This is a genomic window from Amycolatopsis sp. lyj-346, from assembly GCF_046548975.1.
GTDB lineage: Bacteria > Actinomycetota > Actinomycetes > Mycobacteriales > Pseudonocardiaceae > Amycolatopsis.
Genome location: NZ_JAJPWT010000001.1, coordinates 359730 through 383524, shown reverse-complemented (window position 1 = coordinate 383524; position 23795 = coordinate 359730). Strand labels below are relative to the sequence as shown.

General features: G+C 72.1%; 21 protein-coding genes. 7 read left to right on the top strand and 14 right to left on the bottom strand.

The window, feature by feature from the left end; translation table 11 throughout:
• Positions 1-97: 97 nt before the first annotated feature.
• Both ACLJQE_RS01890 and ACLJQE_RS01885 read left to right on the top strand, forming a co-directional pair.
• Entirely contained in the window at positions 98-2656 is a 2559-nt protein-coding gene (locus ACLJQE_RS01890; protein WP_410637170.1) for an ATP-dependent Clp protease ATP-binding subunit, read from the top strand.
• 240 nt (positions 2657-2896) lie between these two features.
• Positions 2897-4633 carry an Hsp70 family protein gene (locus ACLJQE_RS01885; RefSeq protein WP_410637169.1) on the top strand — a complete coding sequence of 579 codons (1737 nt, stop codon included), beginning with the start codon at positions 2897-2899 and terminating at the stop codon, positions 4631-4633.
• A 4-nt stretch (positions 4634-4637) separates the two neighbouring features.
• Here ACLJQE_RS01885 and ACLJQE_RS01880 read toward each other — a convergent pair whose 3' ends face one another.
• Genes ACLJQE_RS01880 through ACLJQE_RS01870 form a run of 3 tightly spaced genes read right to left on the bottom strand, consistent with a single transcriptional unit; the run spans position 4638 to position 6559 of the window.
• Positions 4638-5120, bottom strand: a complete 483-nt coding sequence (locus tag ACLJQE_RS01880; protein WP_410637168.1) for a YbaB/EbfC family nucleoid-associated protein — start codon at positions 5118-5120, stop codon at positions 4638-4640.
• A complete protein-coding gene (locus ACLJQE_RS01875; protein ID WP_410637167.1) occupies positions 5113-6171 on the bottom strand; it encodes a hypothetical protein in 1059 nt (352 codons plus the stop codon). Before ACLJQE_RS01875 ends, ACLJQE_RS01880 begins: the two co-directional genes overlap by 8 nt.
• Before the next feature lie 4 nt (positions 6172-6175).
• Entirely contained in the window at positions 6176-6559 is a 384-nt protein-coding gene (locus ACLJQE_RS01870) for a hypothetical protein (protein ID WP_410637166.1), read from the bottom strand.
• Positions 6560-6721: 162 nt separating this feature from the next.
• On the opposite strand from ACLJQE_RS01870, the gene ACLJQE_RS01865 reads away from it, so the two are divergent.
• Entirely contained in the window at positions 6722-7384 is a 663-nt protein-coding gene (locus ACLJQE_RS01865) for a hypothetical protein (RefSeq protein ID WP_410637165.1), read from the top strand.
• Here ACLJQE_RS01865 and pcp read toward each other — a convergent pair.
• The gene (pcp, locus tag ACLJQE_RS01860; protein ID WP_410637164.1) at positions 7381-8022 is read right to left on the bottom strand and encodes a pyroglutamyl-peptidase I; all 642 of its coding nucleotides are present in this window, start codon (positions 8020-8022) and stop codon (positions 7381-7383) included. The genes ACLJQE_RS01865 and pcp overlap by 4 nt on opposite strands.
• A 124-nt stretch (positions 8023-8146) precedes the next feature.
• On the opposite strand from pcp, the gene ACLJQE_RS01855 reads away from it, so the two are divergent.
• A complete protein-coding gene (locus ACLJQE_RS01855; protein WP_410637163.1) occupies positions 8147-11305 on the top strand; it encodes a BTAD domain-containing putative transcriptional regulator in 3159 nt (1052 codons plus the stop codon).
• An 83-nt stretch (positions 11306-11388) separates the two neighbouring features.
• On the opposite strand, the gene ACLJQE_RS01850 is transcribed toward ACLJQE_RS01855, so the two are convergent.
• Positions 11389-12195: an ABC transporter permease gene (locus ACLJQE_RS01850; RefSeq protein WP_410637162.1), complete on the bottom strand. Its 807-nt coding sequence runs from the start codon at positions 12193-12195 to the stop codon at positions 11389-11391.
• The gene (locus ACLJQE_RS01845; protein WP_410637161.1) at positions 12192-13166 is read right to left on the bottom strand and encodes an ATP-binding cassette domain-containing protein; all 975 of its coding nucleotides are present in this window, start codon (positions 13164-13166) and stop codon (positions 12192-12194) included. The genes ACLJQE_RS01850 and ACLJQE_RS01845 overlap by 4 nt, the downstream gene beginning before the upstream one ends.
• Before the next feature lie 106 nt (positions 13167-13272).
• On the opposite strand from ACLJQE_RS01845, the gene ACLJQE_RS01840 reads away from it, so the two are divergent.
• Positions 13273-14289: an endonuclease/exonuclease/phosphatase family protein gene (locus ACLJQE_RS01840; RefSeq protein WP_410637160.1), complete on the top strand. Its 1017-nt coding sequence runs from the start codon at positions 13273-13275 to the stop codon at positions 14287-14289.
• Positions 14290-14293: 4 nt separating this feature from the next.
• On the opposite strand, the gene ACLJQE_RS01835 is transcribed toward ACLJQE_RS01840, so the two are convergent.
• Both ACLJQE_RS01835 and ACLJQE_RS01830 read right to left on the bottom strand, forming a co-directional pair.
• Positions 14294-15100 (bottom strand): SIR2 family NAD-dependent protein deacylase, encoded by an 807-nt coding sequence (locus ACLJQE_RS01835; RefSeq protein WP_410637159.1) that lies wholly within the window; start codon positions 15098-15100, stop codon positions 14294-14296.
• A complete protein-coding gene (locus ACLJQE_RS01830) occupies positions 15093-15404 on the bottom strand; it encodes an antibiotic biosynthesis monooxygenase family protein (RefSeq protein ID WP_410637158.1) in 312 nt (103 codons plus the stop codon). The genes ACLJQE_RS01835 and ACLJQE_RS01830 overlap by 8 nt, the downstream gene beginning before the upstream one ends.
• A gap of 50 nt (positions 15405-15454) precedes the next feature.
• Here ACLJQE_RS01830 and ACLJQE_RS01825 point away from each other — a divergent pair, with 50 nt between their 5' ends.
• Entirely contained in the window at positions 15455-16843 is a 1389-nt protein-coding gene (locus tag ACLJQE_RS01825; protein WP_410637157.1) for an AAA family ATPase, read from the top strand.
• On the opposite strand, the gene ACLJQE_RS01820 is transcribed toward ACLJQE_RS01825, so the two are convergent.
• On the bottom strand, positions 16829-18235 hold the full coding sequence (locus tag ACLJQE_RS01820) for a M1 family metallopeptidase (protein ID WP_410637156.1): 1407 nt from the start codon (positions 18233-18235) through the stop codon (positions 16829-16831). The genes ACLJQE_RS01825 and ACLJQE_RS01820 overlap by 15 nt on opposite strands.
• 74 nt (positions 18236-18309) lie before the next feature.
• On the opposite strand from ACLJQE_RS01820, the gene ACLJQE_RS01815 reads away from it, so the two are divergent.
• Entirely contained in the window at positions 18310-19056 is a 747-nt protein-coding gene (locus ACLJQE_RS01815) for an alpha/beta fold hydrolase (RefSeq protein ID WP_410637155.1), read from the top strand.
• Between the two features lie 129 nt (positions 19057-19185).
• On the opposite strand, the gene ACLJQE_RS01810 is transcribed toward ACLJQE_RS01815, so the two are convergent.
• The 5 genes from ACLJQE_RS01810 to ACLJQE_RS01790 form a co-directional block, all read right to left on the bottom strand.
• On the bottom strand, positions 19186-20142 hold the full coding sequence (locus ACLJQE_RS01810) for an N-acetylmuramoyl-L-alanine amidase (RefSeq protein ID WP_410637154.1): 957 nt from the start codon (positions 20140-20142) through the stop codon (positions 19186-19188).
• A gap of 62 nt (positions 20143-20204) precedes the next feature.
• Positions 20205-21080, bottom strand: a complete 876-nt coding sequence (locus ACLJQE_RS01805; protein ID WP_410637153.1) for an A/G-specific adenine glycosylase — start codon at positions 21078-21080, stop codon at positions 20205-20207.
• A gap of 9 nt (positions 21081-21089) precedes the next feature.
• A complete protein-coding gene (locus ACLJQE_RS01800) occupies positions 21090-22040 on the bottom strand; it encodes a glycosyltransferase (RefSeq protein ID WP_410637152.1) in 951 nt (316 codons plus the stop codon).
• 51 nt (positions 22041-22091) lie between these two features.
• The gene (locus tag ACLJQE_RS01795; protein WP_410637151.1) at positions 22092-22580 is read right to left on the bottom strand and encodes a beta-class carbonic anhydrase; all 489 of its coding nucleotides are present in this window, start codon (positions 22578-22580) and stop codon (positions 22092-22094) included.
• Positions 22581-22680: 100 nt separating this feature from the next.
• Positions 22681-23781, bottom strand: coding sequence for a LacI family DNA-binding transcriptional regulator (locus tag ACLJQE_RS01790; protein ID WP_410637150.1), 1101 nt, complete (start codon positions 23779-23781; stop codon positions 22681-22683).
• Between the last annotated feature and the right edge of the window lie 14 nt (positions 23782-23795).

Here is a 23795-nt window from a genome sequence, read left to right as displayed (position 1 = left end):
GACTTGGCTACTAGAGTGGTCTTACGGTGCTGAATCCATCGCGGGTGAAAGCACGCGAAGGAAACGGGCCGCCGGCGCAGCAGTCGAGGGAGTGCACATGTTTGAGAGGTTCACCGACCGCGCGAGGCGGGTGGTCGTCCTGGCTCAAGAAGAGGCCAGGATGCTCAACCACAACTACATCGGCACCGAGCACATCCTCCTGGGTCTGATCCACGAGGGTGAGGGTGTCGCCGCCAAGGCGCTTGAGTCGCTGGGCATCGCCCTGGAGGGCGTGCGCCAGCAGGTCGAAGAGATCATCGGCCAGGGCCAGCAGGCGCCGAGCGGGCACATCCCGTTCACGCCGCGCGCCAAGAAGGTGCTGGAGCTGTCGCTGCGCGAAGCGCTGCAGCTCGGCCACAACTACATCGGCACCGAGCACATCCTGCTCGGCCTGATCCGCGAGGGCGAGGGCGTCGCCGCGCAGGTCCTGGTCAAGCTGGGAGCGGACCTCAACCGGGTCCGCCAGCAGGTGCTGCAGCTGCTCTCGGGCTACCAGGGCGGCAAGGAGTCCACCGAAACCGGTTCCGGCCGCGGTGAGGGCACCCCGTCGTCGTCGCTGGTCCTCGACCAGTTCGGCCGCAACATGACCGTGCTCGCCCGCGAGGGCAAGCTCGACCCGGTCATCGGGCGCGGCAAGGAGATCGAGCGGGTCATGCAGGTGCTGTCCCGCCGCACCAAGAACAACCCGGTGCTCATCGGCGAGCCCGGCGTCGGCAAGACCGCCGTCGTCGAGGGCCTCGCGCAGAGCATCGTCAAGGGCGAGGTGCCCGAGACGCTCAAGGACAAGCAGCTCTACACGCTGGACCTGGGCTCCCTGGTCGCCGGCTCGCGTTACCGCGGTGACTTCGAAGAGCGCCTGAAGAAGGTGCTCAAGGAGATCAAGACCCGCGGCGACATCATCCTGTTCATCGACGAGCTGCACACGCTGGTCGGGGCGGGTGCCGCCGAGGGCGCGATCGACGCGGCTTCGATCCTGAAGCCGATGCTCGCCCGCGGTGAGCTGCAGACGATCGGTGCGACCACCCTCGAGGAGTACCGCAAGTACATCGAGAAGGACGCCGCCCTCGAGCGCCGGTTCCAGCCGATCCAGGTCGGCGAGCCGTCGCTGGAGCACACGATCGAGATCCTCAAGGGCCTGCGTGACCGGTACGAGGCGCACCACCGCGTCTCGATCACCGACTCGGCGCTGGTCGCCGCCGCGACCCTGGCGGACCGGTACATCAACGACCGGTTCCTCCCGGACAAGGCGATCGACCTGATCGACGAGGCCGGCGCCCGGATGCGCATCCGCCGGATGACCGCGCCGCCGGACCTGCGCGAGTTCGACGAGAAGATCGCGAACGTCCGCCGCGACAAGGAGTCCGCGATCGACGCGCAGGACTTCGAGCGGGCCGCCCGCCTGCGTGACGAGGAGAAGACCCTCCTCGGCCAGAAGGGCGAGCGGGAGAAGCAGTGGAAGGACGGCGACCTCGACGTCGTCGCCGAGGTCGACGACGAGCAGATCGCGGAGGTGCTGGCCAACTGGACCGGCATCCCGGTGTTCAAGCTGACCGAGGAGGAGACCACCCGGCTGCTGCGCATGGAGGACGAGCTCCACAAGCGCATCATCGGCCAGGAGGACGCGGTCAAGGCCGTCTCGCAGGCGATCCGCCGTACGCGTGCCGGTCTGAAGGACCCGAAGCGCCCGTCGGGCTCGTTCATCTTCGCCGGCCCGTCCGGTGTCGGTAAGACCGAGCTCTCCAAGGCGCTGGCGGCGTTCCTGTTCGGCGAGGACGACGCGCTCATCCAGATCGACATGGGCGAGTTCCACGACCGCTACACCGCTTCGCGGCTCTTCGGTGCCCCTCCGGGCTACGTCGGCTACGAAGAGGGCGGCCAGCTGACCGAGAAGGTGCGGCGCAAGCCGTTCTCGGTGGTCCTGTTCGACGAGATCGAGAAGGCGCACCAGGAGATCTACAACACGCTCCTGCAGGTGCTGGAGGACGGCCGCCTGACCGACGGTCAGGGTCGCACGGTCGACTTCAAGAACACGGTCCTCATCTTCACGTCCAACCTGGGCACGTCGGACATCTCGAAGTCCGTCTCGCTCGGGTTCGCCGGGTCCAACGACACCGGCACCCGGTACGAGAAGATGAAGCAGAAGGTCAACGAGGAAATGAAGAAGCATTTCCGCCCGGAGTTCCTGAACCGGATCGATGACATCATCGTGTTCCACCAGCTGACGCAGGACCAGATCATCATGATGGTCGACCTGATGATCGGCCGGGTCGAGACGCAGCTCAAGGCCAAGGACATGGAGCTGGAGCTCACGGCGAAGGCCAAGTCCCTGCTGGCCAAGCGCGGCTTCGACCCCGTGCTCGGCGCGCGGCCGCTGCGCCGCACGATCCAGCGCGAGATCGAGGACCAGCTGTCGGAGAAGATCCTCTTCGGCGAGGTCGAGCCCGGCCAGATCATCCTGGTCGACGTCGAGGGCTGGAGCGGCAACCCGGAGGACAAGGACGACCAGGCCAAGTTCACCTTCCGCGGTGAGCGCCGGCCGTCTTCGATCCCGGACGCCCCGCCGGTCAGCATCGGCGCCGGCCACGAAGAGCAGGGCGGCGAAGCCGAAGGCGAGTGATCGTCGCGTAGTACGCCAGAAGGGCGGTTCCCACTGCGGGAGCCGCCCTTCTCGCGTCCGGGCCCAAGCGCCCCAATGTGGCCTTCGGTGCGTTGAACGCACCGAAGGCCACCTTGGGTGCGTTCAACGCAACCAAGGCCACATTGGGGCGCTCGGGGCCGGGGAACGGGACTCTGCCTGACCGGAGCGGCCCCTCTCGCCCGTGAGACGATGCCCGCGGGCCTTGGGAGGGGAATCCGCGTGGACGTGCTGGCGATCGACTTCGGGACCTCCAGCACCGTCGGCGTCCTCTCCGCCTTCGGGCGCGGGCCACGGGCCATCGAGGTCGACGGCTCGGTCACCATGTCCTCCGCCGTCTTCCGCGGCGACGACGGCCTGCTCGTCGTCGGTCAGGATGCCGAGCGGCGGGCGCGGCTGGATCCCAGCCGGTTCGAACCCAACCCGAAGCGCCGCATCGACGAGGGCGCGCTCAAGCTCGGGGACGCCGAGGTCCCGGTCGTCGACGCCTTCGCCGCCATCCTGCGCCGCATGGGCGAAGAGGCCGAACGGCAGCTCGGCCGCCCGCCGGCGCAGATCCGGGTTTCGCACCCCGCCGGCTGGGGCGCCGACCGGCAGGACGTCCTCCGGGCCGCCGCCGCGGCGGCCCGGTTCGCCGATGTCCGGCTGATCCCCGAACCGGTGGCCGCCGCCGCGCACTACGCCAGCCTCGGGAGCCGGACCGGCGGGCCCATCGGCGTCTACGACCTCGGGGCAGGCACCTTCGACTGCGCCGTCGTCGGGATCACCCGGCAGGGCTTCACCGTGCTCGCCGAGGACGGCCTGCCCGACCTCGGCAGCCTCGACATCGACCAGGCCCTGCTCGTCCACATCGGACGCGCGGTGTCGCACGCCGATCCGGCGCAGTGGCAACGCCTCCTGCGGCCGCAGACCACCGCCGACCGCCGCACGCGCCGGGCGTTGCTGCAGGATGTCCGCGACGCCAAGGAAAGCCTCTCCCGGCACGCGCAGACCCACGTGCCGATGGCCGAGCCGTTCGGGGACGTCCTCGTCAGCCGGGACGAGCTCGAAGCACTCGTGCGGCCCAGCCTGCTGCGCAGCGCCGAGCTGCTCGCCGCCACGATCCGCCGGGCCGGCCTCACGCCCGCGCAGCTGTCCGGTGTCTACCTCGTCGGCGGGCCGAGCCGGATGCCGCTGCTGGCCACCCTGCTGGGACGCCAGCTCGGCGTCGCGCCGACCACGCAGGACCAGCCCGAGACGGCCGTCGCGTTCGGGCTCCACCACGTTCCGCTCGGCGGCGCCACCGACCTCACCGTGCCCGCGTTCGCGCCCGTCCGGCCGCCGGTGACGCCGCCGCGGCCGCAGCCGTGGCAGCAACCGGCCAGGCCGTACGCGCCGCCGCCACAGTCACAGCCACAGTCACGACCCGACCCACAACCCGAGCCACGCAAGAAGAACAAGGCCCTGCTCATCGGCCTCGCGGTGCTCGTCGTCGTCGCGATCACGGTGACGGTCGTCCTCCTCGCGACCGAGAGCGAATCCGCCCAGTCCACAGTGGATTGCACCACCACCGCGCAGCGTGATCGGGCCGGGTTCACCCCCTGCACCCGTCCGTTGGCGGGCACCGTCCCGGACCGGACGACCTGCCGTCCCGCCGATTCCGTCGGCAAGCCGGTGCACGCACAGGCGACGGTTACCTGCGGGTTCGGCAAGGGCAACGTCGTGAGCTACTACCAGGGCGTCACCGTCGAGGAGATCGAGGCGAGCACGAAGCTGCAGGTGGGCGCCGGCAACATCGAGCAGGGCAGCTGGACGGGCGGCGGCCTGCGCGGCCGGTACATCGCCGGGGCCGGCAGCTTCTCCGGGATCGTGCTCTTCGGCTCGGACGACCGGCGGGCGGCCGGGCTCTACACCTCGCTCGACACGCGCCGGACGGCCGACCTGATCGCGTTCTTCACCAGCCAGGTCAAGCCGTCCTGACGGCTCACCAGGCCTTGTCGAACCGCATCCCGCCCGCGTACCAGTCGTCGTCCGGCACCGGCCCGGACGGCGCTGCGCCGGCTGCCGCAGCGTCCGAAGACCGGTCCTTGAGCACCTTGCCGTCCGCTTCCGCGGAAGCGGACGATGCCGTCGGCGCGGGCGCGGCCACCGGCACCGGAGCCGGCTCGAACTGCACCCGCCAGCGCAGGCGGTCCATCAGGTAGCCGCCGGTGCCCAACGGCGCCAGCAACTGCCCGGTCCGCTTCGCCGACTCGCGCTGGGCCTCGACGTACGTGCGCAGGACGGCGTCCGCGATCTCCGACGGCGACATCCCCGAGACGGCGTCGGTGAGCCGAAGCCGGGTCAGCACGCCGTCGGTGTTGACCGACAGCGAAACCGCGCCGTCGCCGGACGTCGCCGTCGCCGACAGCGCGTCCAGCTCGGCGAGCAGGGCTTCGCGGTCGGGTTTGGCCGGCCGGTCAGCCATCCAGCCTCCCGGCGTGCGAAGCGCCGCTCGACACCTGGCCGTCGGGCGCGATGTCCACGTTGGCGTCGCGGACGTTCTTTTCGGTCTCCCGCGACGTGTGGTCGGTCTCGAAGTTGTCCGGGTCGAAGCTCGAGCCCGGGCTGACGTCCGGCGCGTCGGGGATCTTCGGCAGGTCGACGGCTTCGTCGCCGATGCGGTTCGCCAGCGTCTGCGCCGCTTCGCCAGCGCCCTCGCGGATCTTGCCCGCGCTGTCCATGAAGCTCTGGTACAGGTCGAACGAGTTGTCGCCGGTGATCTCCGCCTGGTTGGCCACCACCGCGGTGATCGCGCCGCCGGCGGCGTTTCCGGCGATCAGGGCGCCGTTGGCCGCGGTGAAGATCGTCGCGCCCGCCGCGGCACCCGCGCCGGCCGTCGCCACGGTGAGCAGCCCGGTGACCGCGCCCGCGAACGTCGCCGCCAGCACCTTCGACATGGCCGCTTCGCGCTTGCGCTCCTGCGACTTCTGGTAGTCCTCGGCCGTCGACTTGAACGTCGAGCCGAGGTTGTTCAGGTCCTGCCGGGCCGCCGCGATGGCCTCGCGCGCGGCGACGAGGTCGCTCTCCAGCACGGTGATCTTGGTTTCGACCTCGGTGAAGGCGTCCGCGAGCTGGTTCAGGTACGCCTTGACGGCGTTCGCCGCGGAGCCGCGCCAGACGTCGAGGAACTGCCGGGCGTCGTCCAGCTTCGGCCCCGAGTCGCGCTGCAGCGCCTTCCAGACGGCGTCGTGCTTCATGATCAGGCTCTGCAGGCCCTCGGCCGAATCGTGGTCGATGTCGGCGTCGGAGAATTCGCGGTAGACGCCGGCGATGTCGTCCTGCATCTGCTGGAAGCCGTCGTCGCCGGGGCCCATGCCGAAGACCCAGTCGGTCATCCGCAGGATCTCCAGCGCGTCGAGGGCGTCGGCGGCGCCCTCCTTCAGGTCCTCCGAGACGCCTTCGAGCAGCTCCGCGCGGCGGTCGTCGCCGCTGGACATCGGCTGGGCGTCGAGCCCGGAGTCGAAGTAGCCGTCCACGCTCTCAGTTCCCTTCCAGGCCCGCGGCCGCGCGGTTGACGCGCTGCTTCGAGTCCGCGTCGGCCTTCTCGTACAGCTCCGCGACCCGCTTCAGCGCGTGGCTGGTGTCCGCGGTGGTCTGGTGCAGCTGCGCGACCAGCTTCTGGATCTTCGCCAGGTGGTCGTTGTAGGCCGCCGCGACGGCCGGCATGCCGAGCGTGCGGCCGAAGGCGTTGTCCGCCGGGAACATGCCGGTCAGGCCGTCGAGGAACCCGCCGCCGCCACCGGAGTTGACCGGGACGTCGGTACCGCGCAGGCCGTTCGACGCGGCTTCCGCGGCATCGGCCGCTCCCTGGAGGGCTCCGGCCGAATCCCGCAGGTCCTGCAGGTCGGTCTCGAATCCGATCATCACTCACCTCTTCTTCGGGCAGCGCATTCCGGACATGTAAACACCGTTCGATCACCTGACAGGCTGGTTTGCCGGTGGTGTGCCTCAGATCACGACCCGCTCGCCGTACCGCCGAACGGGCGAATGTCGTCCGTGCCGGTGGTGGTGGGCGCTCCTACCTGCATGAGCACCATCACGAGACCCCGGGCACCGACCGTGCGGAGCCGGTTGCGCGAGGCGAAACGCTTCTCCTGGACGGGGTTCGCGGTCACGGTCGGGGCGTCGCTGCTCGGCACGCTCGTCCCGGCCGCGATCGGGGCCGGTCCGGACGCGACGCTGATCTCCACGCTGGTGGTCACGGTACTGGCGGCCGGTGGGTTCACCGCCAGGGACGGCAGCGCCCGCGGCATCAAGGCGATCGCGATCGTGCTGCTGGCGACGGGCGCGCTGGTGCTGACGGTGACCGGGGTGACCGTGCTCGACCTGGTGCGCGGCCGCTCGGCGACGTTCCCGGGGGTGCCGGAAGTGGCCGCGGAACCGCGCGTGATCGTCCCGGAGTCGGTCACCTGCGGCACGGCACCCGTGCACACGACGACGACCTGCGTGGTGGCGGTCCGCAGCGTCGGCGCGAGCGTGCTGCGGGTGAGCGGCGTCGAGCTGGACGGCCCGGACTTCGCGGTGGACGCGAGCGGCTGCGTCGGCCAGGAGGTCGCGCCGGGCCGTCGGTGCACGCTGGTGGTGAGCTTCACGCCGGCCTGGAGCGGCGACCGGGTCGCGGACCTGACGGTCCACCACAACGTCCCGGGCCCGGCGGCGTTCGTCGAGCTCACCGGCCGTGGCGGTTAGTGCTCCGCACCCGCGCTGACCGCCAGGTCCTCGGTCACCCGCACCGCCGTGTCCGTCAGCGCGGCCAGGGCGACGGCGATCCGGTCCACGCTCAGCGACGCCTCGGGTTTGCCCGCCGCCGCGACCTGCTCCGGGCTGAACGGGACGTGCACGAAACCGCCGCGGACCCCCGGGAACTCCGTCGCCAGCAGGTGCATCAACCCGTAGAACACCTGGTTGCACACGTACGTCCCCGCCGTGTGGGACACCGATGCCGGGACGCCCGCCGCGCGGATCGCCGCCACGCACGCCTTCACCGGCAACGTCGTGAAGTAGGCCGCCGGGCCGTCCGGGACCACCGGGGTGTCCACCGGCCGGGCGCCCGCGTTGTCCGGGATGCGGGCATCGACCAGGTTGATCGCCACCCGCTCCGGGGTCACCTCGGCCCGGCCGCCTGCCTGGCCGGTGCAGACCACGAGCGACGGCCGGTGCTCCTCCAGTGCCCGCCGCAGCGCCGGCAGCGACGTCGCGAATTCGCAGGGCAGCTCCACCGCGGCGACGTCGTCCCGGCGCGCGGCCAGCAGCGAAACCGCTTGCCACGACGGGTTGACCAGCTCGCCGCCGAACGGCGCGAACCCCGTCATCAGCACCCTGGCCATGCCGTCCTCCCGTTGCGAAGGCGTCGGGGCCACCTTACGTCGCCGCACCACTGGTGGCGTTCGGGCAACCGGCACTTCCGTCGGCCCGGCCCGGTGGTGGCCCGTCGTCTGGAAAGCTGGGCGCATGCGCGTTGCGCTGCTGGGCCCGCTGCGGGCGGCGGAAGACGACGGCACGCCGATCGACATCGGCGGCGCCCGCCTCCGCATGCTCCTGGCCAGGCTCGCGCTCGACGCCGGGCGCGCGGTCCCGGCCGACGTGCTGGTCGACGGGCTCTGGGGTGCCGAACCGCCGGCCGACGCGGCCAACGCCCTGCAGTCGCTGGTCTCGCGGCTGCGGAAGGCGCTGCCGGTGGCCGTCGAATCCGGGCCGGGCGGGTACCGGCTCGCGGTGGCGGCCGCCGACGTCGACGCCGAGCGGTTCGAACGGCTCGCCGCGCAAGGCCGCCGCGAGCTGGCCGCGGGCCGCGACGCCCACGCCGCCGAGCTGCTCACCGAGGCTCTCGCGCTGTGGCAGGGCGCCGCGCTCGCCGACGTCCTCGACGCACCCTTCGCGCCCGCGCCGGCGCGGCGGCTCACCGAGCTGCGGGCCGAAGCGGCCGAGGACCGGTTCGACGCCCTGATCCGGCTGGGCGGGCACGCCGGGGTGCTGGCCGACCTGACCGCGGCGGCCGAGGCCGACCCGCTGCGCGAACGGCTCGCCGGCCTGCGGATCCGCGCGCTGTGCGCTGCCGGGCGGCAGTCGGAAGCGCTCGCCGTCTACGCCGGGATCCGCCGCACCCTGGCCGACCAGCTCGGCGTCGACCCCTCGGCCGAGCTGCAGGAGATCCACGTCGCCGCGCTGCGCGGCGAGTTCGCGCCGCCGCCGCCGGTGGCCGACCGGCTGCCGACCCGGCTGACCACGTTCGTCGGCCGGGACGACGAGCTCAAGCTGCTGGCCGAGCTGCTCGCCGGGGCCCGGCTGGTCACCTTGACCGGGCCGGGCGGGGCGGGCAAGACCCGGCTGGCCACCGAGGCGGCGTCGCGGCACCCCACCCACCAGCGGGGCCGGGTCTGGTTCGCCGCACTGGCCGGCGTCCGCGACCCCGACGACGTCGCCGGTGCGCTGCTGGGCGCGCTCGAGGTCCGCGAGATCCGCGCCGAGGCCGAGGTCCACCGGCGGCCGCCGGACCCGGTGGCCCAGGCCGTCGAGGTGCTCGGCGGCGACGAAGGGCTGCTGGTGCTGGACAACTGCGAGCACGTCGTCGACGCCGCCGCGCGGCTGGCCGACGAACTGCTGCACCGGGCGCCGCGGCTGCGGATCCTGGCCACCAGCCGCGAGCCGCTGGCCATCACCGGGGAGGCGCTGTGCCCGCTCGGCCCGCTGCCGGTGCCCGCGGAACGCGCCGCGCCCGCGGAGGCCGCCGAGCTCGGCTCGACCCGGCTGTTCCTCGACCGGGCGGCCGCGGTCCGCCCCGACTTCGTCCTCGACGAGTCCACTGTGGACCACGTCGGGGAGATCTGCCGCCGCCTCGACGGGATGCCGCTGGCGCTGGAGCTGGCCGCGGCGCGGTTGCGGTCGATGACCGTGGCCCAGATCGCCGGCCGCCTCGGCGACCGGTTCCGGCTGCTCACCTCGGGCAGCCGGACGGCGCTGCCGCGGCAGCGGACGCTGCGCGCGGTCGTCGAGTGGAGCTGGGACCTGCTGGCCGAGCCCGAGCTGGTGCTGGCCCGGCGGCTCGCGGTGTTCGCGGGCGGCGCGGAAGCGGCGCCGATCGAGGCCGTGTGCGCGGACGAGCTGCTGCCCGCCGCCGACGTGCCGTACGTGCTCGGCAGCCTGGTCGAGAAGTCCATAGTGGAGACCGTTGACGCCGGCGGCGAACCGCGGTACCGGATGCTCGAAACCCTGCGGGCCTACGCCACCGAACGGCTCGCGGAGTCGGGCGAGCACGACCGGATCCGCCGAGCTATGGCGAGCCACTACGCGGAACTCGCCCAGCGGCTGGAACCGACGCTGCGCACGGCCGACCAGCTGCGGGCGATCGACCGGTACGAAGCCGAGAGCGCCAACATGATCGCCGCCCTGCGCGGCGCGATCGAGATGTCCGATGTGGACAACGCGGTCGCGTTGCTGGACGGGATGGTCTGGTACCTCACCATCCTCGGCCAGGGCGGTCGGATCGGCTCGCTGATCCGCGAGACCCTCGAGTTCGGCGACCGGCTGCCCCCGGCGGCCTCGTCCGCCTACCGGGCGCTCGCTTACCTGATGGACGCGATCCCGGTCCGCGCGGACCAGCCCGAGATCCTCCGGCTGGTCGACGACTGCGTGCGCAGCGACGCGGTGGACCGGTACCCGGCGCTCGCGGTGGCCCTGCCGATGCTGGCCTTCCTCGGCGGCGATCGCGAGATCGCCGTCCGCGAGGTGCGCCGGGCCGAGCGGCACGCGGACGCGTGGACCCGCGCCGGCGCGCACTGGGTGGACAGCTTCCTGCTCGACGACGAAGGCGACGTCGAGGGGGCCGACCGGGCACGCGATCTGGCCCACGCCGGGTTCGAAGCGGTCGGCGACCGCTGGGGCATCGCGATGACGTTGAGCTTCAAGGCGTACGCGCTGTCGCAGAACGGCGACAGCGCGAAGGCCATCGAGATCTACCAGCAGGGTCTGGCGCTGTCGATGGAGCTGCGGTCGTACGAGGACGCCGTGCAGCACTGGTGGCGGCTGGCCGTCGAGCGGGCGCGCACCGGGGACTTCGAGGGTGCCTGGCGCGATCAGGAGGCGGCGGAGCGCTACGGCGAAGGCATCACGAACCTGCAGCACCGGGCCATCCTGATGTTCGGCAGGCTCGAGCTCCTGCTGCGCTCGGGCCGGCTGGCCGAAGCGCGGGCGCTGCTCGACCGCGTCGCCGCGATGAGCGGTGACGACTGGTTCCCCGGCGGCATCGGCGACGAGTTCATCCACGCGTTCGAGGCGCGGCTCCTGCTGGCACAGGGCCGCGCCGACGAGGCGGAGCCGCACGTGGCCATCGCGATCCGGGCGACCAGCGGACGCGGCGACATGCCGGACATGGCCGGCGCGGTGGAGCTGCTGGCGATGATCCGCGAGCGGCAGGGCCGTCCCGAAACGGCGGCCAGGACGCTCGCCGCGTCCGCCGTCCTCCGCGGACGGCTCGACCTCGGCAGTCCCGAGGTGCGGGCGCTCATCGACACCCTCCGCGCGGCGCTCCCGGACTACGACGCACGCTACGGAGCCGCGCTCGGCATGTCCAAAAAGGACGCTGTCGCCTGGCTGCTGGACGACCTCGGCTGACGCCGTCGTGGGTGGTGAGGCGGTGGGAACCCGCCTCACCACCCACGACCGGTGGCGCGACTCACCCCCGTGTGTGCGCCTTCTCAGACCCGCCGGCGGTAGGCCCAGGTGGCCAGCGGGAAGAACACGATCACGGCACCGGCCATCCAGGCCAGTGCCCCGGCCAGCGGGCCGGCCACCGGGCCGCCGTTCATCAGGCCGCGCAGCGCGTTCGCCATCAGGCTGACCGGGCTGATGTCCGCCCACGCCCGCAGCCAGCCCGGCATGGTGGACGTCTGCACGAACACGTTGCTGCCGAACGTCAGCGGCATGATGAAGACGAACATCAGCGCCTGCGCCGAACCCGGCGACTTCATCACCATGCCGACGAACACCGAGGCCCAGCAGAAGCAGAGCCCGAACGCCAGCGCGAGCAGGATCGCCACGGCGAACTCGCCGGGGCTGGTCGCGATCCGGTAGCCCATGATCGTGGCCACGACCATCAGCACCGTCAGGCAGACCACGTACCGCACGACGTCGGCGAGCACCGCGCCGATCAGCGGGGCCGAGCGGGCGATCGGCATGCTGCGGAACCGGTCGAACACGCCCTTGGTGACGTCGGTGTTGAGGTTCGTCCCGACGGTGAGGCACGCCTGCAGGATGTTCATCACGATGATGCCGGGCACGACCAGCTGCAGGTAGGCGCCGGTCGAGCCGGACAGCGCGCCGCCGAACAGGTAGACGAACATCACCAGGAAGATGATCGGCATCAGGGTGACGTCGGCGAGCTGTTCGGGGTTCTTGCGGATCTTCAGGATGCCGCGCCACGCCAGCGAAAGCGCGTGCTGGAACCCCTTGCCGGGGCTGATGTGCCGCGGCGGGGCCGGGCGGTCGAGGGCCAGCGTCGTCATGCCAGGCTCCCTTCGAGGTCGCGGGTGGTGTCTTCGGCGGCGGCGTGCCCGGTGAGGGCGAGGAACACTTCGTCGAGGCTGGGCAGCCGCAGCGCCAGCTCGTCGGCGGTGATCCCGGCCTCGTCCAGCTTGCGGACCAGGGTGGACAGCAGCACCGGGTCGTTGACCGGCGCGGTGAGCAGGCCGTTCGCGTCGTCGCGGACCGGCCGGACGCCGGAGAGGTCGCCGAGGATCCGGTTGACGGCGTCCATGTCGGCCGGCTGGGTCGGCCGGACCTGCAGCGTCTGCCCGCCGACGCGGCGCTTCAGCTCGTCGGCGCGGCCGTCGGCGACGACCCGGCCGTGGTCGAACACGGTGATCTTGTCGGCCAGCTGGTCGGCTTCCTCGAGGTACTGCGTGGTCAGCAGCACCGTCGCGCCCTCGGCGACGAGGCCGCGGACGACCTCCCAGACCTCGTTGCGGGCGTGCGGGTCGAGCCCGGTGGTCGGCTCGTCGAGGTAGAGCACCTCGGGCCGGCCGACGAGGCTGGCGGCCAGGTCCAGCCGCCGCCGCATGCCGCCCGAGAACGTCCGGATCGGCCGCTTGGCCGCCTTGGTCAGCTCGAACCGCTCGATCAGCTCGATGGCGCGGGCCTTGGCCTGCGCGCGGGAGTGGCCGTACAACCGTCCGATCAGGACGAGGTTCTCGATGGCGTTCAGGTCCTCGTCGACCGAGGCGTACTGCCCGGTCAGCCCGATCAGGCTGCGGACCCGGACCGGGTCGGCGACGACGTCGTAGCCACCCACCGTGGCTCGGCCGGCGTCCGGTTTCATCAGGGTGGCCAGGATCCGGACGGCGGTGGTCTTGCCGGCTCCGTTCGGCCCGAGCACCCCCACGACCTGACCGAACGGGACCTCGAGGTCCACCCCGTCCAGCGCCTTCGTGTCCCCGAACCGCTTGACCAGGCCCTCGGCCTGGATTGCGTGCGACATGGGCGTTCCTCCTTCGCTTGCCGCTTCTGCGATCACTGTGGACGGCCGCGCTGATAGCTCGCGCACAGCGCGCTGTCAGCGGCTGGCAGACGCTGGTGGAGATCTTGTGGAGGAGTTGTCGGGGGCAGGGCCGCGCGACGCCGATCTGGGCATACTCGGCAGCATGGTGGTTGCGGAAGAGACGCGGTCGAAGCGGAAGAACCCGCTGGTCACAGCCCTGCTGGCGGTTCCGGTGGTGCCGCTGGCGGTGCTGGCGGGGCTGCGCCTGGTCGGCTTCGACGGCGGCTGGTACACGCTGGTGGCGTTGTCGCTGACGCCGTACGCGGCGGCCGCCGGCGTGGTCCTCGGCGGCGTCGCGCTCGGGTTGCGGCGGTGGTGGACCGGCGGGGTCGCGCTGGTGCTGGCGATCGCGCTGGCCTTCCTCGTCCTCCCGCGGGTGTCGGCCGGCGAACAGCGGAGCGTGCAGGGCAAGACCCTGCGCGTCCTCGCCTCGAACCTGCTCTACGGGCAGGCGGACCCGAAGGCTGTCGTCGACCTGGTGCGCGAGCAGCGGATCGACGTGCTGAACCTGGTCGAAATGACGCCGTCCGCGGTCGACCGGCTGACCGCGGCCGGGCTGTTCGACGTGCTGCCGCACCGGGTGCTGCACCCGGCCCCCGGCGCGTTCGGCTCGGGGATCGCGTCGCGCTTCCCGCTGAAGGAGGTCAACCTGACCGGTGACTCGGCGGCCAAGCAGCCGGGCGCGGAGGTCTACCTCGGCGAGGGCGTGGTGGCCGAGATCGTCGCCGTCCACCCGATCTCGCCGGACGTCGACACCCCGCAGTGGGAGCGCGAGCTCAAGGACCTCTCCCGCCCGACGGGCGAGCACGGCCTGCGCATCCTGGCCGGCGACTTCAACGCGACGCTCGACCACGCGGCCTACCGCACGATCCTCGCCCGCGGCTACCGGGACGCGGCGGAGGAACGCGGCGAGGGGCTGGCCCCGACGTGGCCGTCGTCGCTGCCCGTGGTGACGATCGACCACGTGGCGGTGGACAACCGCGCGGCGGTGCTGGACTACCGCGTGTTCGACGTCGACGGCAGTGACCACCGGGCGGTGTTCGCCGAAGTCCGCCTGCCCTGAGGGGTCAGCGCGGCAGGAGCTGCTCCAGCGTCTCCAGCGCGCCGGCCGCGATCGACACGCCCCGGCCGTGGCGGATCTCGGGTTCCCGCGGGTTGATGCGGATCAACGCGCCGGTCGCCGCGCTGGCCAGTTCGGCGTAGCGGCGGACGGTCGGGACGGCCTGGCCCGCACCCAGTTCCACCACCACGAGGTTCCGGGCCGTCCGGCGCCACGCCGTCAGCTCGTCCAGCTGGGCCTGGCTGCGGTCCGGGACCCACGAGAAGTCGCCGAACATCAGGATGTTGGGCCGCGCGAGGCCGCCGCAACGGGGGCACGACGGCAGCGGCGGCACCGCTCGCATCGTGTCCGGGTCGATCGGCACGGTGACGTCGGTGGCCGGCCGGATGTCGTCCGTGCACCCGGCCAGGCACTGCAGGTGGTGGATCGAGCCGTGCGCCTCGGCGACGGACGCGAAGCCCGCCGCCTGGAACTGACCGTCCACATTGGACGTGAACACCCGGACGCCGTGGGGCAGGTTCGCGCCGAACTCGCGCAGCAGCCGGAACCCGTCGTGCGGCACGGTCTTGCGGTAGAGCTCCAGCCGGTGCCCGTAGAAACCCCAGGCCAGCTCGGGGTCTTCGGCGAAGTGCCGCGGGTCGGCGAGCTCCTCGAACCGCAGCCCGAGCCGGGCGTACGGCGGATACGCGCGCCAGAAACCTTCGCCGCCGCGGAAGTCCGGCAGCCCGGAGTCGACGCCCATGCCGGCGCCGGCGCAGATCAGGAGCGCGCCGGCGCCGTCCAGGAGCTCCGCGGCACGAGCGAGGTCACTCACCCGGCTGCGAACCGAGGACGACCTCGAACTCCAGCAGGTTCGCCCCGGTGGACACGGGCTTGGCGCGCTCGCCCGAGTGCGCCGCCGCGGCCGGGCCGCCCTTCGCCCACGCCTGGTAGTGCTCCTCGGACTCCCACTTCGTGTACACGAAGTAGCGCGTCTCGCCGGAAACCGGCCGCAGCAGCTCGAAGCCGAGGAAGCCCGGCTGCTCGTCGACCGCGTGCATGCGTGCGGCGAACCGCTTCTCCAGTTCGGGGCCGGCGCCCTCGGGGACCTCGATCGCGTTGATCTTCACGACACTCATGCCTCCCACCCTAGTTGGCCGCGCAGTGTGGTCCGTGCCACTGTGAAGGCATGGGGAGCACCGAGCGCGACCTCGCCACCGACCTCGCCCGCATCATCCGCGCCACGGCCGACGAGGTGGCGGACGGCCGGGGCAGCGAACTGATCGAGCGCGTGACCGGCCACCTGGGGGCGGCGCTGCCGGAAGTGGTGGTGGTGACCCGCAACTGGCCGATGTGGGAGCACGCGAACATCCAGTGCGCCGTGGACGCCTACCTCGCCGGGCACGGCACGGCCGTCGGCTGGTTCGGCATCGCGGGCGGCCAGCGCACGCACGAAGACGTGATCGGGATGCTCGCCACGGCGCGCAAGCAGGGGTTGTACGAGCTCGGCTCGGTCGACTACACGACCACGGCGATCGGCCCCGACGAAGCGACCGAAGCGGTGCAGCTCGGCCTGGTCGGCACGCACGCCCCGGGCGGGGAGCCGGTGCTGCTCGCGGTCCGCGGGGCCAACCCGCAGTGGGGGCTGGAACAGTGCCGGCTGGAGGTGCTGGCGACATCGCGGGCGATCGCCACCGGCGTCCGGGACCGCGTCGAGCGCCTGATGACCGAGCACGACGTCCTGCGCGGCCAGGTGCTGGCCTTCGGCACCAGCGAAAACCGCGGCAACGAGCTGCTCACGTTCCTCCCGCGGCCCCGGCTGAGCGGCGACGAGGTCGTGCTGCCGGACGGCGTGCTCGAAGCGATCGAGCGGCACACGGTGGGGATCGCCGAGCACGGCGAGCGGCTGCTGGCGGCGGGCCAGCACCTCAAGCGCGGCCTGCTGCTGCACGGCGCGCCCGGCACCGGCAAGACGCACACGGTCCGCTACCTGATGGGCCGCCTGCCGGACACGACGGTGGTGGTCCTGACCGGCACGGCGATGCGGTTCGTGGCCAAGGCCGCCGAGCTGGCGCGGCGGCTGCAGCCGAGCGTGGTGGTGCTCGAAGACGTCGACCTGATCGCGCAGGACCGCAGCTACGGGCCGATGGTCCAGCCACTGCTGTTCACCCTGCTCGACGCCATGGACGGGGTGGGCGGTGACGCCGACGTGACGTTCCTGCTCACCACCAACCGGGCCGGCGAGCTGGAGAAGGCCCTCGCGGACCGGCCGGGCCGCGTCGACCTCGCGGTGGAGATCCCGCTGCCGGACGCGGCGGGGCGTGAAGCGCTGCTGCGCCTGTACGCGCGCGGCCTGGAGCTGACGGCGGACCTCGGCCCGGTCGTCGAGGCGACGGCCGGGATGACGGCGTCGTTCGCGAAGGAGCTGCTGCGGCGGGCGTCGCTGCGGGCGCTGGGCGCGCGCCCGGACGAGGCCGTCGTGGTCGGCGACGAGGAGCTGACGACGGCGTTGCGGGAGATGCAGGACGCGCGGAGTGCGTTGACGCGGTCGCTGCTGGGCAGCTCAGCCACGCAGTGAACCGGGGAACAGGTCGGCGTCGGCCGGGAGCTTCGTGCCGTGGAACCAGCTGTCGAAGAACGCGCGCAGGTTCTTGCCGCTGATCTGCGTCACCACCGCCTCGAAGCCGGGCCAGGTCGCGTTGCCGTGGCGGAAGCGGGACGGCCACTCGTGCAGCAGCCGGGCGAAAGCCGGGTCGCCGATCTCGCGGCGCAGGGCGTGCATCGCGAGGATGCCCTTGTTGTAGACGCCTTCGAACTCGTGGCCCGGTCCCATGCCGACCAGCTTCTGCGCCCAGAAGTCCGTGCTGCCGTGGGTGATCTCGATGGCCGCGCGGTAGCGGTCGTCCAGGTTCTGGCCCTCGCGCTCGGCCCACAGCCACTGCGAGTACGACGCGAAGCACTCGTTCAGGCAGATGTCGGACCAGTTTTCGAGCGACACGGAGTCGCCGAACCACTGGTGGGCGGTTTCGTGCACCAGCGTCGGCAGGTCGGCCCACTTCGCGTACGTCGGGCGCGTCTGCGTCTCGAGCGAGAACGGGACGTTTTCGTTCAGGAAGATCCCGCCCGCCGCCGACTGCGGGTACGGGCCGAACTTGCCGGTCAGGAAACCGAGCACCTCCGGCAGGCGGTCGCCGATCGCGCGGCGGGCTTCGGCGCCCGGCGCGTACGCCGACACCACCGGAGTGCCGTCCGGCAACATTGACTTGTCGACACCGAACTTGCCGATCGCGATCGTCGTCAGGTAGCTCGCCACCGGATTGGGGTCGGTCCAGGTGCCCGGTGGGCCCTCTCGGCCGTTCGAAAGCACCGTCCAGCCCGCCGGGACGTGCGCGGTGAGCGTGAAGGTGGCCTTGTCGCGCGGGGTTTCGTTCACCGGGTACCAGAACGCCGCCGAGTGCGGCTGGCCGATCATGTACGCGCCGCCGTCGGCCGAGTGCTTCCAGCCGTTCTCGCTGCCGCCGCCGTGCGGTGTCTTGGCCGGGTCGCCGCCGTACCGCACCCGCGTGCGGAAGGTCGTCCCGGCCCGGATCGGGGCCGGCGGCGTGATGACCAGCTCGAAGGCCTTCTCGCGGGTGAACGTGGCCGGCTTGCCGTCGACCTCGACGCTGTGCACGGTCAGCCCGCGCAGGTCGAAGTCGAACCGGCTCAGATCCTGGGTGGCCTTCGCGGTCACCGTGGTGTCGCCGTCGAGGCGGCCGCTCGGCGGGTCGTACCTGACGTCGACCTGGTAGCCGAGGGCGTCGTAACCGCCGTTGCCGTCGTCGGGGTAGTAGGGATCGCCGGCGCCGGCCGCACCCGGCACCGGGTGCATGGGCGGCGGCGGGGGTGCCGCGGTGACGGCGTCACCGCCGCACGCCACGGCGATGACGACCGCGGCGCAGACGGCCAGTGCGGTGAGTCGGCGACGCATACGACCACCATAGGTCATGGAAAGCGATCATCCGGTCACGTTCTGTACCAGCGGTTTTGTGGTTAGGTGGCCTCGTGCTCTGTTTCGGCGGCAGCGGCGTGCCGATCGTTCTGCTCCACGGCCTGATGGGCCGGGCGCGGACGTGGTGGCGGGTCGCGGAGTGGCTCCGGCCCTACGGCGTGGTGTACGGCCTGGACGCGCGCGGCCACGGCAACGCCCCGCGTGTCGGCCCGTGGACGACCGAGCGTTTCGCCGACGACGTCGCCGACGCGCTGCGGACCCTCGACGCCGGCCCGGCCGTGCTGATCGGGCACTCCATGGGTGGCCTGCACGCCTGGGCAACTGCCGCGCGGCACCCGGAGCTGGTGCGCGCGGTCGTGTCCGAGGACTTCGCGCCGGACCAGCGGGGCCGGACCGTGGAGACCTGGCGGGGGTACTTCGAGAGCTGGCCGGTCCCGTTCTCCTCGCTCGACCACGTCCGGGAGTTCTTCGGCGACGCGGGCCGCTACTTCGCGGACTGCGTCGAGGAGCGCGAGGACGGCTTCCACCTGGTCGCGGACCTCGAAGACCTGTACGTCATCGCCGCCGAATGGGGCCGCCGGGACTACTGGGACGTCGTCGAGGCGATCCGCTGCCCGCTGCTGCTGGTCGAGGGCGAGCACACGGCGATGCCGCCGGGCCAGCAGGCGCTCGTCGCCGTCCGCGTCCCGGGCGCGCACCACCTCGTGGTCCCGGGCTCGGCCCACCTGCCCCACGACGAGGCCCCGGAGACCTACCGCGGCGCCGTCGAAGCCTTCCTGTCCCGGGTCCTGTCCCGCTGAGCAGCGGCAAGGGGGACGGTGCACCGTGCGCGCCGTTGAGCTCGGCGCACCGACCGCCTTGCCGCAACTTTCATAGGGAAAGCTGCGTGTATTTCTATACCGGTAGCTTTCACGTGAAAGCTGCGTCTTTCAGGCCCGGGCCAGGTCCGCTCGCCAGGCCGCCGTGGACCGGCCGGCCGGGACGATCAGGGGCCAGACGTCCGCGCCGAGGAAGCCCGTTTCGTCGGACACCTTCGCCGCGGTGCACGTGTCGCGAGGCAGGCCGGCCTGAACGGCCAGCGCGGCCACGGCGTCCTTTGTGGACTTCCCGAAGACGCCGTCGGCCGGCACGCCGAACCCGGACTTCCGCAGGAACTGCTGGGCCAGCTGGACCTTCTTGCCCGTGTCGCCCGGCTTGAGCAGCGGCCACCCGGCTTCGGCGCGCGTCACCGCGACGCCGAGGACGCGGCCGACGGCGGTCCTCAGCTCCGGCAGCCGGTTGTAGAGCACCTGGCCGGGGCACTCGGTCGAGTTGAAGTCTCGGTGGCCTTTGATGAACTCCGGCGCGATGCCGTACTGGCTCGCGATGTAGGCGACGAGCGAGACCAGCGAATTCCACTGCGCCGGTGGTACGTCCACCGTGCTGTAGAGGCCCTCGTTCTCGATGCCGATGACCTCGCTGTTGTGGTTGCCGACGTTCGCGCCCTGCACGTGCCGGGTGCCGCCGCGCAGGATCTCCAGGCTGCGGTGCCGTCCTTCGGTGAGGTACCCGCCGCGGCTGTTCGTGAACTGCTGGCCGCTGTCGATCCAGCCGTTCTTGTCCATGTGCAGGTTCTGGATGAACCGCGAGACGTAGTACGCGCGCGCCAGCGAGAAGTCGTTGTTCATCGGCGGGTCGACCGCGTGGTGCACGACGATGTAGGTCGGTTTGTGGTTCTCCACCACGATCGTGCCGGTGGCGGGCCGGGCGCCCCAGTCGGACGCCGGGTGGATCGCCGGTACCGGAACGGCCGCGCCGGCCGTCCCCGTGGTCGTCATCCCCAGTGCGCCGGCCGCGGTTGCGGTCACCCCCGCCTTGAGCAGGGTCCGGCGGTCAACGTGGACCATGGGGAAAAGGTAACCCCGCATCGCGCCGATGACAACTATTGACCAACTTTGGTCGTAGCGCGTTAGTGTTCACCTGGCAGGGCGAAGAGGCCGTCGCGGGTCTGCTCCAGCAGGCCGTCGACCAGCAGGGAGTCCAGGCAGCGGTCGCGCTGGCCGCCGTCGTGCCAGACGAGGTCGAGGCGGGCCTTCTCGACCGGGCCTTCGCTGCCGCGCAGCACGTCGAGCAGCCGCCCGCGGACGTACCGGTCGGTGCCGGCGTACCGCTGCACCGGCTTGGCCGGGCCGGTGTACTCGGGCCGGCCGGCGAGCTGCCACGCGCATTCGTCGTAGATCGGGCAGTCCGCGCACTTCGGGGCCCGCGCGGTGCAGACCAACGCGCCGAGTTCCATGATCGCGGCGGAAAACTTCGCCGCGGGCGCGTCTTCGGCGGGGAGCAGGGCCTCGACGTCGGCCATGTCCCGGGTGTTGGACGCGGGCCCGGCGTCCCCGGCCCCGTGCACCGCCCGCGCGACGACCCGCCGGACGTTCGTGTCGACGACCGGCGCCCGCTGCCCGTAGGCGAACGCGGCGACGGCACGCGCGGTGTAGGCGCCGATCCCGGGCAACGCGAGCAGGGTGTCCACATCGGACGGAACGACGTCGCCGTGCTCGGCCGCGATCACGCGCGCGGCCTCGTGCAGCCGCAGCGCCCGGCGCGGGTAGCCGAGCTTGCCCCAGGCCCGCACGACCTCGCCCTGACTCGACGCGGCCAGCGCCGAGGGCAGCGGCCAGCGCGCCATCCATTCCTGCCAGATCGGCTGCACCCGGACGACGGGGGTCTGCTGGAGCATGATTTCGCTGACCAGGACGCCCCAGGCCGAGCAGGTGGGCTCGCGCCACGGGAGATCCCGGCCGTGCGCGGAGAACCAGTCGAGCAGTACGTCAGCGTCCACAGCCACGCCGGGAGGCTACTTCACCGCGGAGAGGCGCTCGCGGGCCACTTCGCCCGGCGACGGCATGGCGGCGATTTCCACGGCGAGCGCGCGGGCCGCGTCGCGGCAGGAGGCGGCCTTCCCGGCCTGTTCGGTGACGGCGTCGGCGCTCAGCTCGCCGGGCAGCAGACGCAGTGCGGCACCCGCGGCGAGGAGCGCCTCGGCGTTGGCGAACTGGTCCGCACCCTGCGGCAGGACCAGTTGCGGCACGCCCGCGGCGAGCGCGCCCAGCGTCGTGTCGCTGCCGCCGTGGTGGACGACCAGGTCGGCGTGCGGTACCACGGCCGCCTGCGGCACCCAGGCGGACAGCGTGACGTGGTCCGGCACGCCGCCGAGCTCCTCGGGACGCACTCGCCCGGTGGCCACCACGACGGGCACGCCGAGTGCTGCCAGTCCCCGGATCGCGGTCTGGAGCACCTCCGGCGTGCCGAAGGCGGTGCCGAGCGTCAGGTAGACCAGCGGCCGCCGGAACTCGCCCGGCTCGGCGAAGGGCACGGGACGCAGGGGGATCCGGTCCGCGGTCGCGAGGAAGCCCGCCTCCTGCAGGGATGGCGGGCAGATGTCGAGGTGCACGCCGCCGGCGGGGCGCGCGAACCCGATGTCGTCCGGGAACATCCGGCCGAACCCGTGCCAGAGCGACGGGATCCCCGCGCGCCGCGCGGCCACCGCCACCTCCGGGAGGCCCCACCCGTGCACGACCAGGTCCGGCCGCAACCGGGCCAGGTCCGGTTCGAGGTCTTCGGCGTAGATCTCGTAGAACGAGTCCGCGGGCCGGAACGGGTTCAGCCCGAGCCGGCGCAGCGGCGCGTGGACGTGCTCACCGGCGGCGAAGTGCACCTCGTGCCCGATGTCCCGCGCCGCGGTCGCGAGCGGGATCATCGGGTACGTGTGGCCGGCGGACGCGAGCCCGGCGAAGAGAATGCGCATGCTGTTCCCATCCGGATGTCGGCATCATCTGAATGGGAACGATAGCGGCTGCTACTCGACCTCGGTGAGCTTCCCGGTCTTCACGTCGTAGACGAACCCGCGGACGTTCTCGGCGTGCGGCAGGTAAGGACTCCGCCGCACCCGTTGCATCGACCGCCGGACGCTGGACTCGACGTCGCGGAACGCCTCGACCGACCACGTCGGCCGCAGTCCCGTCTCGCTCTCCAGCTCGTCCTTGAAGTCGTCCTCGGTGATCGTCGCAACGCCACAGCCGGTGTGCTGGACGATGATCACCCCGGTGGTGCCGAGCTTGCGTTGGGAAAGCGCGAGCGAGCGGATCACGTCGTCGGTCACCACGCCGCCCGCGTTGCGCAGGACGTGGGCCTCGCCCAGGTCGAGGCCGAAGAGGTCGGCCGCCCGGATGCGGGCGTCCATGCAGGTCAGCACGGCCACCTGCAGCGACGGCGGCGCCGGCCGCTCGGTGGGTGTCACTTCCCCCAGTTGCTGGTTGCGCTTGAGCAGTACGTCGATCGAGGTCATCGGTCACCTTCCGGCCAGTGGCCCCGCGGTGCGGGCGTACCCCACCATTTTCCCCGGCCGGTGCGCGATCGAGCAATGCACTTCGGGCAATGTCACGGGCTCAGCCGCCGAACCAGGGCTCCTCGACGGTCCGCGGCGGCGCCGACGTCCGTCCGATGCGCAGCTCGGTCGGCAGGGTGATCGTCTTGGGCGCGCTCCGCTCGCCCGAGCTGAGCAGCAGCCGCCCGGCCATCTTGCCCTTCTCGAGCACCGGCTGGTGGACCGTGGTGAGCCCGATCCGCTCGGCTTCGGCGATGCCGTCGAAGCCGGTGACGGTGAGGTCCTGCGGCACCCGCAGCCCGCGTCGCTCGGCCTCGGCCATGGCGCCGAGCGCGAGGATGTCCGAGGTGCAGATCACGGCCGTGATCTGCGGGTACGCGTCCAGCAGCTGGCGGGCCGCGGACGCGCCGTCGTCCACCGTGTGGTCGAACCGCTCGACCACCGGGACGCCCGCCCAGTCGACGCCTGCCGCCGAGAACGCCACCGCGAGCGCCTCCAGCCGGGTGCGCTGGACGTGGAAGTGCGCGCCGCTCTGCCGCGTCGCGGAGACGAAGTCGTCGTTGCGCTCGCGGGCCAGCCGCATGCAGATCACGCCGACCTGCCGGTGGCCCAGGGAAACCAGGTGCTCGGCGATCTTGCCGACGGCCGCCGCGTCATCCGGGCCGACGCGGTCGACGCTCTCGAGGGTCGGCTGGTCGATGATCACCGTCGGCACCGGCCGCTCCAGCACGGCGGCCAGGTGCGGGTCGTCGTCCGGCACGGAGTAGACGACGAAGCCGTCGACACCCGCGCGGTGCACCGCGGCGACGTCTTCGCGGCCCGGGCTGGCCGGCACCAGGTGCAGCCCGACGCTGGCGTCTTCGCAGGCCAGCGCCAGTCCTTCGAGGACGCCGACGGCGGCGGGGTCGCGGAAGGCGTACGAGAGGTTTTCGGTGAGCAGCAGTCCGACCGCGCCCGCCTTGCGCGTGCGCAGGGAGCGGGCGACCGGGTCGGGACCGGGGTAGCCGAGGCGGCGCGCGGTCTCGAGGACGCGGCGGCGCAGTTCCGGGGACAGCTGGTCCGGCCGGTTGTAGGCGTTGGACACTGTGGTCCTGGACACACCGAGCTCCGCCGCGAGCGACGCCAGCGTCGCCTGCCTCCGGGTGCGAATAGGACGTCCCATCAGCAAACCGTAAC